The sequence below is a fragment of the Streptomyces sp. IBSBF 3136 genome (assembly GCF_036815105.1).
In the GTDB taxonomy this organism is placed as follows: Bacteria; Actinomycetota; Actinomycetes; order Streptomycetales; family Streptomycetaceae; genus Streptomyces.
In genome coordinates this window covers 1-8,842 of sequence record NZ_JAJSZC010000276.1, presented here as the reverse complement: position 1 = coordinate 8,842, position 8,842 = coordinate 1, and the positions used below count along the sequence as shown (strand labels likewise).

7 protein-coding genes are annotated in these 8,842 nt (G+C 73.4%); 2 read left to right on the top strand and 5 right to left on the bottom strand.

Annotation, left to right across the window (positions count from 1 at the left end; genetic code table 11):
* Nucleotides 1–1,061: ATP-dependent helicase C-terminal domain-containing protein (locus V7E45_RS35890; protein WP_333778461.1), on the top strand; the 1,061-nt coding region annotated here is incomplete at its 5' end.
* Here the strand turns inward: V7E45_RS35890 and V7E45_RS35885 are convergent.
* From V7E45_RS35885 to V7E45_RS35875, 3 genes are all read right to left on the bottom strand, one after another.
* Nucleotides 1,051–2,043: a DUF3068 domain-containing protein gene (locus V7E45_RS35885; RefSeq protein WP_333778460.1), complete on the bottom strand. Its 993-nt coding sequence runs from the start codon at nucleotides 2,041–2,043 to the stop codon at nucleotides 1,051–1,053. The genes V7E45_RS35890 and V7E45_RS35885 overlap by 11 nt on opposite strands.
* Before the next feature lie 27 nt (nucleotides 2,044–2,070).
* Nucleotides 2,071–2,205 carry an SPW_0924 family protein gene (locus V7E45_RS35880; RefSeq protein ID WP_333778459.1) on the bottom strand — a complete coding sequence of 45 codons (135 nt, stop codon included), beginning with the start codon at nucleotides 2,203–2,205 and terminating at the stop codon, nucleotides 2,071–2,073.
* Nucleotides 2,206–2,419: 214 nt separating this feature from the next.
* Entirely contained in the window at nucleotides 2,420–4,159 is a 1,740-nt protein-coding gene (locus V7E45_RS35875) for a lytic transglycosylase domain-containing protein (RefSeq protein ID WP_333778458.1), read from the bottom strand.
* Nucleotides 4,160–4,479: 320 nt separating this feature from the next.
* Here V7E45_RS35875 and V7E45_RS35870 point away from each other — a divergent pair, with 320 nt between their 5' ends.
* Nucleotides 4,480–5,337: a DUF4184 family protein gene (locus tag V7E45_RS35870; RefSeq protein WP_333778457.1), complete on the top strand. Its 858-nt coding sequence runs from the start codon at nucleotides 4,480–4,482 to the stop codon at nucleotides 5,335–5,337.
* Here V7E45_RS35870 and V7E45_RS35865 read toward each other — a convergent pair.
* The gene (locus V7E45_RS35865) at nucleotides 5,255–5,653 is read right to left on the bottom strand and encodes a hypothetical protein (RefSeq protein WP_333778456.1); all 399 of its coding nucleotides are present in this window, start codon (nucleotides 5,651–5,653) and stop codon (nucleotides 5,255–5,257) included. The two genes, V7E45_RS35870 and V7E45_RS35865, sit on opposite strands and share 83 nt — an antisense overlap.
* Before the next feature lie 309 nt (nucleotides 5,654–5,962).
* Nucleotides 5,963–8,689, bottom strand: coding sequence for a DNA polymerase I (polA, locus tag V7E45_RS35860; RefSeq protein ID WP_333778454.1), 2,727 nt, complete (start codon nucleotides 8,687–8,689; stop codon nucleotides 5,963–5,965).
* Between the last annotated feature and the right edge of the window lie 153 nt (nucleotides 8,690–8,842).

Sequence of the window (8,842 nt, the reverse complement as noted above, 5' to 3'; positions counted from 1 at the left end):
GGTCCGGGCGGGGCGGTCGGCGGGGAAGGTCCGCCGGGGCGGACGCCGGGGGTGACGTGCTCGCCGGCACGTCGGCGGGTGCCGTCGGTGAGGAGGGGCTGGTCGGGCTGGTGTCGGCTCTGGCGTTTCCCGAGCGGGTGGCCAGGCTGGACGGCGGGTCGTATCTGATGGTGTCCGGGACCCGGGCCGAGTTGTCCGAGGGGTCGGCGTTGCGCGGGGCTCCGTGGATCGTCGTCGCGGTGGCGGACCGGCCGGGCGGTAAGGGGCACGCGCGGGTGCGGCTCGGGGCCGCGGTGCCGGAGGAGGTGGCGCGGGCCGCCGCGGGGGCGTTTCTCGACGAGCGGGAAGAGGTGCGCTGGGCGGACGGGGACGTGGTGGCGCGGCGGGTGGAGCGGCTGGGGGCGATCGAGCTGGCCGTGCGGCCGCTGCGGGACGCCGATGCGGCGCTGGTGCGTGCCGCTCTGGTCGAGGGGCTGCGGCAGGAGGGACCGGGGCTGTTGCGGTGGTCGCCGGACGCCCGCGTGCTGCGGCAGCGGCTGGCGTTCCTGCGGGCGCGTCTCGGGGAGCCGTGGCCGGACGTGTCGGACGCAGCGCTGCACGCGCGCGTGGACGAGTGGCTGGAGCCGGAGCTGGGCCGCGCCCGGCGCCGGGCGGATCTCGCCCGGATCGATGCCGGTCAGGCGCTGACGCGGCTGCTGCCGTGGGCGAGCGGGGAGGCGGCGCGGCTGGACGAGCTGGCGCCGGAGCGGATCACCGTGCCGAGCGGGTCGCGGATCCGGGTGGACTACGGGGATCCGGAGCGGCCGGTTCTGGCCGTGAAGCTGCAGGAGATGTTCGGGCTGGGCCGGACGCCGGTGGTGGCGGGTGTGCCGTTGCTCGTGCATCTGCTGTCGCCCGCCGGCCGGCCGGCGGCGGTCACGGCCGACCTGGCGTCCTTCTGGGCGGACGGCTACCAGGGGGTGCGGGCGGAACTGCGCGGGCGCTATCCGAAGCATCCGTGGCCCGAGGACCCGGCGACCGCGGAGCCCACGCGGTACACGAACGCGCGGCTCAGGCGCTGACCGGTTCGGGAGCGGGTGCCTCGGTGGCCCGCGGGTCCTGGGGGCGGCGGGAGCGGGCCTCCAGGTAGAGGGAGAGCGCGAGGAGCAGGAGGCCGAGGGTGAGGGATCCCCAGGGCAGGTAGGAGGTGAGGGTGAGGACGAGGGTGCGGTTGCGCTCGACGAGGGCGACCGTGTGCTCGATGTAGTCCTCGCGCATCCTCACGTGGCCGGCGAAGGCGGTGACCTCGGCGCGGTCGCCGAGGAGGGTGCCGCCGCGCAGTTCCTCCCGGTGGATCTCCTCGCCGTAGACGGGTGCTCCGGTGACGGGTTCGACCCAGAACCTGCGGACGGTGGTGTACCAGCGGGTGGTGCCGGTCCTGGCGACGGATTCCGGGGTGATGCCCTTGACCGGCATGGTCTTGGGCATGGGGACCTTGGTCCAGGGGATGGTCTGCTCGAAGTAGTAGACGTGCAGGCCGCGGAAGGTGCGGGTGCCCCGGTAATGGATGGGGTTGGTGGTGCGGGTCTGTGCGTCGAAGTACTCGTAGTCCCGCTTCTCGGTGAGGAAGGGCCACTTGAACTCGATGCCGCGGCGTGTGACGGGGTCGCCGTCGACGCTTTCCCCGGTGGCGTGGACGGGGTCCTGGGTGTGGGCGTCGAAGATGTAGCGTTCGGGGATCCGGGAGACCATCTTGCCGTCGGGTCCCTGGACGTAGGAGAGGCTGTCCCAGACGACGACGGGTCTGCCCGCGGTCTTCTCGATGTTCTCGGCGGCTTCGACGTTGCCTTTGAGGGTCTGCACGATGGTGACCTTGGGGACTTTCCTGGCGCGCATGGTGCCGTAGTCGAGGAGGGTGGCGTCCCGGGCTTCCAGGACCATGTCCTGGTACTGGCCGGCGGGGATGCGGGCCAGGCGCGGGAAGGCGTACCAGCGCAGCAGGGGGGCGAGCGCCGCGCAGAACACGGCGCAGGCGAGCAGGACCAGGCTTGCCTTGCGGCGCATGTGCGGCTCCCTCCTGGCGGGTCGCTGCTAGGGGTGTGCGGGCACGGTCGTCAGCAGCGGCTCGGGGGATGTGCGGGCGGTCGGCGTGCCCAGGGCGGTCATGGCGAGGACGAGGGCGACGGCGAGGGCGAGGCCGGTCGCGGCGGCGAGCAGGGCGCGCATGCGGGGCCTCCCGGCGACGGTCGCTGATGGGTCGTCAGGTCGGGCACGGTAGCAACGGGCGCGTGAGAAGAGAACACGTCGGCCACGCGCGCGTGAAGAGGAGAACAGCGTCGCGCACCGGCAGGGCGCCCGGTCCGCGGGTGCGGAGCGGGCGCCCTGTGGGTGTGCGGGTCGCGGGTGCTGTGCTCGTGCGGTGCCGTGCTGTGCTGTGCGGTCAGGAGGTGGCGGACGGGCTGGGCGACGGGCTCGCCGGGGCGTCGGCCGCGGCGACCTTCAGTTCGACGGTGAGGGTGGCGCCGCCGGTGGTGGTGATGCGGAGCAGGAAGGTGCCGGTGGTGTCGTCCGCGTACAGCTTGGGCAGGGTGAGCAGGCCCTTGCCGTCGGTCTTGAGGCCGGTGAGGGTGCGTACGGGCTTGCCGTCGGCGTCCTTGAAGGAGGGGCCCTTATCGTTCTCGGTGGGGTCGTCGGCCGACTTGATCAGGGTGGCGGTGGCGGCGACCTGGTCCGCGACGGCGCCCTTGTAGGTGGCCTTCACCTGGACCTGGTCGGCGAATTCGCCGCCGGGGGTGCAGGTGAGCGGGGTGTCGCTGGTGCGGGCGAGGGTGTCGGCGGTGCGGGCGGTGACGGTGGCGGTGTAGTCGACGCCCTTGGCCTGGTGTCCGACGACGGCGGTGGTGACGGTGAAGTCGCCGGTCTTCTCGCCGGCCTGGAGGGCGGGTGCGACCGCCACGCCCTTGGCGTCGGTGGCGACGGTGGCGACGCTCTCGCCGCCGGCGAAGGTGGTGTCGGTGTCGCCGGTGATGGTGAAGCGGATCCGGACCTTGCCGACGGCCGCCCCGGCCTTGGTCTCGGCGCGGGTGCTGATCCGCCGGGCGAAGTCGTCACCGGCCCGCGCGGTGAGCTTGCCGGTGCCGGCGTCGGCCAGGTGGTCGACCGTGTCGGAGGGCGTGGGGGGCTTCGGCGGGACGGGCGGCGTGGGGTCGGGGCTCGTGGGGCCGCCGGGCGTGCCGGGCTTCTGCGGCTGGTCGGGCTTGTGCGGCTTGTGCGGCTTGTGGTGCGGCTTGTTCCGCGGCGGGTCGGTGGGTGTCGGGGTGCCGGTGGGCCGCCCGGTGTGGTCGTCGCTGCGGTGCGAGGGCACGCCGCCGGTGCCGTCGGGGACGGAGTGGCTGCCCTTGCGGTAGTAGTCCATCCAGTTCAGGACGAGGTTCAGGTAGTCCTGGGAGTTGTTGTAGCTGAGGATCGCGCTGTGCAGGCCGCCCTCGGTGGACATGTCCCAGTCGTTGCGGCACAGGTAGTGGCCCGCGGCGAGCGCGGCGTCGTAGACGTTGTTGGGGTCCGCCTTGCCGTCACCGTTGCCGTCGCGGCCGGCCCAGGCCCAGGTGGACGGGATGAACTGCATCGGTCCGACGGCCTGGTCGTAGTGGCTGTTGCCGTCGTACGCGCCGTGGTCGGTGTCCTTGATGAGCGCGAAGCCGTTGCCGTCGAGCTGCGGGCCGAGGATCCGGCCGAGGGTGGTGCCGTCGGCGTCGACGCGGCCGCCGCGGGCCTGGCCCGACTCCACCTTGCCGATGGCGGCGAGGAGTTGCCAGGGCAGGTTGCAGCCCGGCTTGCCGGCGCGCAGCTCGGCCTCGGCCTTCCGGTAGGCGTCGAGGACCGTCGCGGGGATGCCCGCTTCGGCCTCGCCCCGGGCCACGGGGGTGCCGATGGTGGGCGACGGGCTGGGGTTGGGGCTCTTGAGGGGCGGCAGGTCCGTGTAGTACGGCGAGTTGCCGGTGGCGTTGCCGTCGGTGGTCGGGTCCGGTGCGGGGGTGCTGGAGCCGGCGGCGGTGGGTCTGTCCTGGTTCACGCCGGTGGCTCCCGGTGCCTGGGACGCGGACAGTGCCGCGACCGCTGCCGCCGCCGCGGCGGTGGTCGCCGCTCCCTTGCGCAGCCGCCTGCCGAAATGCGCCGCCATAGAGTGAACCCTCCCGTGAACGCCTGTGCGTCCGTCTCCGTCCGACTGCCTCGCTCTGGTGTGACGGTTGACCCGGTGCTGTGGTTGCCCCTGAGCCGCCTTTCCATCCGTGCGATGTGTGTTCGACCCTGTGTTTCCGCAGGGCGACCCAGGTGACCCTACGACAACTTGCTTGGCGCGGGCACCCGTTCGTGCCCGGTATTCACCGGTCGGCCAACTCCCGTTGGCCTCGGGGGCCGCGGACGGCGCTCACGCATACTGGACGGCAGACGATCACCGGTGCCGGCGTCGTCCGCCGACGACCGTCCCAGGGGGTCCCGTTGCCGTTCACACTCAGCCACGCGGCCGCCGTGCTGCCCGCCGTCCGCCGGGACGGCGGCGGCCGGGGCCGGCTGGTGCCCTCGGTGCTCGTCGCGGGGTCCTTCGCGCCCGACATGCCCTTCTACGCCGCGAGTGCCGTGCCGGGCGGCATGGAGTTCGGAACGGTCACCCACTCCTTCGCCGGTGTGGCCGGTGTGGACGTGCTCATCGCCTGGACGCTGATGGCGCTGTGGCTGCTCGTGCGGGAGCCGCTGGTGGCGCTGCTGCCGCGGCACCGGCAGGGCGCGCCGGCCGCCCTGCTGCGCTGCGGTGCGCCCCGCACGCGTGTACGGCTCGCCCCGCTGGTGCGGTGGTACGTCTCCGCGGCGCTCGGGGCGCTGACCCATGTCGTGTGGGACGCGTTCACGCATCACGACCGGTGGGGTTCGCGACTGGTGCCGGCCCTCGCGCGGAACCTGGCGGGGATGCCGCTCCACACCTGGCTGCAGTACGGCACGTCCGCGCTCGCCGCCGTGGTGATCGCCGTGTTCCTGGTACGGGCGCTGCGGTGGGCGCCGGCCGGTGAGCCGCCGGCGCTGCCCGTGCTGTCCGGCCGGGACCGCTGGTGGGCCGGGGCCGTGATCGGGGGCTGCGCGCTCGCGGGGGCGGTGCAGCGTGCGGTGCGGTGGTGGGACTACTGGGGCACGTCCGCGAGCGCGTGGGACCTGGTGCCCACGCTGTGCTTCGGCACGGGCACCGGGCTGCTCCTCGGGGTGCTCGGGTACGCCGCCGGGGTCAGGTGGTGGCGTCCGGTCCGCCGTCCGGACGGTCCGGGTGTGCCGGCCTCCGCCCGCCGGGAGGGGTCGGCGGCTCGTTGAGGGTGGCGACGAAGACGGTGAGGGTGCGCCGCGGGCGGGCTCTGGGGACCAGGGTGAGCAGCAGCGCGAGGTAGGCACGGGCCAGGTCGGCCCGGGTGCGCCAGACCGGCGCCAGGCGGGTGCCTGCGGCCGGGCGGCGCCGGAGTTCCGCCACGGCTCTGCGCAGGGCCGCGGCCGGGTCGGCGGGGATGCGGGCGGTGCTTGCGCCGGCCGCGAGGGCCGGGACCGGCGAGACGGACGCGGCCGGGGCCGAGGTGCTCTGCACCCGGGCCGGGGGGCCTTCGGCCGTCAGACGGTGAAGCGTGCGTATACCCATGCCCGCAGTGTTGCGGCTGAGAGGCATGAGATGCGTTCTGACGGGGGCCACGTGAGTGAAAGCCCCTCCGGGGGTTCGGCGGGGACGGTCCTGCGGGAGTGAGCGTGGTCAGCCCTGGGGGCGGGGCGCGGTCAGGTGTGGTCAGGCAGCCGCGCGGTGTGACCCGGCCAGTGTGGTGGGGCAGCCGCGCGGTGCCGCCGACCAGTGCGGTGGGGCAGCCGCGCGGTGGCGCCCTGCCGCTGCCGCGGGCGGGCGGGGAGGTGTCCTCCGGCTGTTGCCGGACGGCACCCCCCGCCGAACCGCCGGAGGCTAGTGCGCGGCCGATTCCCAGTCCCTGCCGACACCCACCGAGACGTCCAGGGGGGCCCTCAGGGAGACCGCGTTCGCCATCTCGCGGCGGACGATCTCCTCGGTGGCCTCGCGCTCTCCGGGGGCGATCTCCAGCACGATTTCGTCATGGACCTGCAGGAGCATGCGGGACTTGAGGTCCGCCTCGCGCAGGGCCCGGTCGACGTGGAGCATGGCGATCTTGACGATGTCGGCCGCCGTGCCCTGGATCGGCGCGTTCAGGGCCATCCGCTCGGCCGCCTCCCGGCGCTGCCGGTTGTCGCTGTTGAGGTCCGGGAGGTAGCGGCGGCGGCCGAACAGCGTCGCCGTGTAGCCGGTCGCCCGCGCCTCGTCGACCGCCCGGCGCAGGTAGTCCCGCACGCCGCCGAAGCGCTCGAAGTAGGTGTCCATCAGGGCGCGCGCCTCGCCCGCCTCGATGTTCAGCTGCTGGGAGAGGCCGAAGGCGGACAGGCCGTACGCCAGGCCGTAGGACATCGCCTTGATCTTGCGGCGCATCTCCGCGTCGACGGCGTCCCGCTCGACGGAGAAGACCTGGGAGGCGACCGTGGTGTGCAGGTCCTCACCGGAGGTGAACGCCTCGATCAGGCCCTCGTCCTCGGAGAGGTGGGCCATCACCCGCAGTTCGATCTGGCTGTAGTCGGCGGTCATCAGGGACTCGAAGCCCTCGCCGACCACGAAGCCGCGGCGGATCGCCCGGCCCTCGTCGGTGCGGACCGGGATGTTCTGCAGGTTCGGGTCCGTGGACGACAGCCGGCCGGTCGCGGCCACCGTCTGGTTGAACGTGGTGTGGATACGGCCGTCGCCGGCGATCGTCTTGATCAGGCCCTCGACCGTGACCCTCAGCTTCGCCTGCTCCCGGTGGCGGAGCATGATCACCGGCAGCTCGTTGTCGGTCTGGGTGGCGAGCCAGGCCAGGGCGTCGGCGTCGGTGGTGTAGCCGGTCTTGGTCTTCTTGGTGCGGGGCAGGGCCAGCTCGCCGAAGAGGACCTCCTGGAGCTGCTTGGGCGAGCCCAGGTTGAACTCGTGCCCGGCGGCCGCGTGCGCCTCCTTCACGGCCTGCTGCACGGCGCCCGCGAACGTCTGCTCCATGGCCTCCAGGTGCGCGCGGTCGGCCGCGATGCCGTGGCGCTCCAGGCGGGCGAGCAGCGCCGAGGTGGGCAGCTCCATGTCCCGCATGAGGTCAGCGGCGCCGACCTCGCCGAGGCGGGTCTCGAAGGCCTCGCCGAGGTCGAGGACGGCACGGGCCTTGATCATCAGCGCCTCGGCCTCGGCCCCGTCGTCCGCGCCGAAGGCCAGCTGGCCGTCGGCGGCCGCCGCGGGCGCCAGCTCGCGGTGCAGGTACTCCAGGGACAGCGCGTCGAGGTCGAAGGAGCGACGGCCCGGCTTGACCAGGTAGGCGGCGAGCGCGGTGTCCATGCGTGCGCCGTCGATGTCCCAGCCGTGCTCGGCGAAGACGCGCATGGCGCCCTTGAGGTTGTGGAACACCTTGGCGCGCTCCGCGTCGGCGAGCCAGGCGGCGAACGCGTTCTCGTCGGCCTCGTCCAGCTCGGCGGGGTCGAACCAGGCGGCCGCTCCCCCGGTGGCCGCGAGGGCGATCTCGGCGACCGAGCCGGTGCCCAGTGCCCAGGTGTCGACCGTGGCCACGCCCAGCGTCCCGGTGCCGTGCTCGGCCAGCCACGGGGCCAGCTCGCCGGTACCGAGGATCGCGCCGTCCAGTTCCACGCCGTCCGCGACGACCGGGGTGACCTCGGCCTCCTCGGCGCCGGGGTCGACGGCGAAGAGGCGCTCGCGCAGCGACGGGTTGCGGATCTCCAGGGTGTCCAGGACCAGGGCCACGGCCTTGCGGTCGTACGGGGCGCGCTCCAGGTCGGGCACCGCCCGCTCCAGCTCCACCTCGCGCTCCAGCTCGGTCAGGACGCGGTTGAGCTTGACGGCCTCCAGGTGGTCGCGGAGGTTCTGCCCGGCCTTGCCCTTGACCTCCTCGACGCGCTCGACCAGCTCCGCGAACGAGCCGAACTGGTTGATCCACTTCGCCGCGGTCTTCTCGCCGACGCCGGGGATGCCCGGAAGGTTGTCGGACGGGTCGCCGCGCAGGGCCGCGAAGTCCGGGTACTGGGCGGGCGTCAATCCGTACTTCTCGAAAACCTTCTCCGGTGTGAAGCGGGTCAGCTCCGAGACGCCCTTGGTCGGGTAGAGCACGGTGGTGTGCTCGGTGACCAGCTGGAAGGAGTCGCGGTCGCCGGTGACGATCAGCACGTCGAAGCCCTCGGCCTCGGCCTGGGTGGCGAGGGTGGCGATGATGTCGTCCGCCTCGAAGCCCTCGACGGCGAAGCGCGGGGCGTGCATCGCGTCGAGCAGCTCGCCGATCAGCTCGACCTGGCCCCTGAACTCGTCGGGGGTCTTGGAGCGGTTCGCCTTGTACTCGGTGAACCGCTCGGAGCGCCAGGTCTTGCGGGAGACGTCGAAGGCGACCGCGAAGTGCGTGGGCGCCTCGTCACGCAGGGTGTTGGCCAGCATCGAGGCGAAGCCGTAGATGGCGTTCGTCGGCTGCCCCGTCGCGGTCGTGAAGTTCTCCGCGGGCAGCGCGAAGAACGCGCGGTAGGCCAGCGAGTGCCCGTCCATGAGCATCAGTCGGGGACGGGCGCCGCCGGAGGTCTTGTCGGTCTTCTTCGATGCTGTGTCTGCCACGCCCCCGATCCTGCCATGGCGCACTGACAGCCGGATCCGGGGCGGCCCCGGCAGGCCGCCCGTGCCGGGACTCGGGGCAGGAAGCCGGGCGGGACGCGGAGCCGGCCGCCCGCCCGGTTCCCGCCCACACCGCCCCACGCACCTGTCCGCGAG